Annotated in this window: 1 pseudogene; it reads left to right on the top strand. The window is 45.1% G+C overall.

What is annotated here, in order from left to right:
• Nucleotides 1–52: 52 nt before the first annotated feature.
• Nucleotides 53–938, top strand: a pseudogene (locus Q4Q52_RS22155) (IS3 family transposase); the annotation flags it as partial.

A 938-nucleotide genomic window follows, 5' to 3' on the forward strand; every position in this document is an offset into this window, starting at 1 on the left:
GCCACCTAATAAGAAATGTTATGATCCCCTCATAACCCATTTAGGTGACAACATGAATAAAAGTAAACGTGCACGATATAGCGCCGCCATTAAGCTTGAAACAGCTCAATTAGTCATAGATCAAGGTTACACACAAGAAGCGGCCGCGAAAGCCATGAACGTGGGTAAATCGACAGTCAGTAAGTGGGTAACACAGCTTCAGGTTGAGCGCCAAGGGCTTGCTCCTAAAGCCTCACCCATGACACCTGAGCAGATTGAAATCAGGGCACTTAAACGTGAAATTGAGCGGATAAATCTCGAGAAAGAAATCTTAAAAAAGGCTACGGCTCTATTGATGTCGGACTCGCTGAACACTTCTCGATAATCGAGAAACTCAATCAGAGCAATAAATACCCTATTTCAGTGTTATGTCACGTATTCAACGTGAACCGAAGTAGCTACCGTTATTGGGCAAGCTGTGAGCTTGTGGTGACGCCTGAGCAGCGGCGTTTAGAATGTGAAATCAAAGCGATACATGCTGAAAGTAAGGAGTCTGCGGGTGCGCGAAGTATAGCCACCATCGCTTCTGAACGTGGCTTTACGTTAAGCCGTTATCGGGCGACTCGGTTAATGAAAAAGCTTGGCTTAGTGAGTTGCCAACAATCCAAGCATCGCTATAAGAAGGCTGAAAATGAGCATGTGACCATCCCAAATGTACTCAAACGACAATTTGCAGTTGTCGAACCAAACACCGTTTGGTGTGGCGATGTGACGTATATTTGGGCGGGTAATCGTTGGTGTTATTTAGCGGTTGTGCTGGATTTATTTTCGAGAAAAGCCATCGGTTGGGCGATGTCATTTTCACCGGATACTGAGTTAACGGTGAAGGCCTTAGATATGGCCTTTGAATCACGTGGGAAGCCTAAAAACTTGATATTTCATTCAGATCAAGGCTGCCA

This window comes from Shewanella sp. SP1S2-4 (assembly GCF_031932075.1).
GTDB lineage: Bacteria > Pseudomonadota > Gammaproteobacteria > Enterobacterales > Shewanellaceae > Shewanella > Shewanella baltica.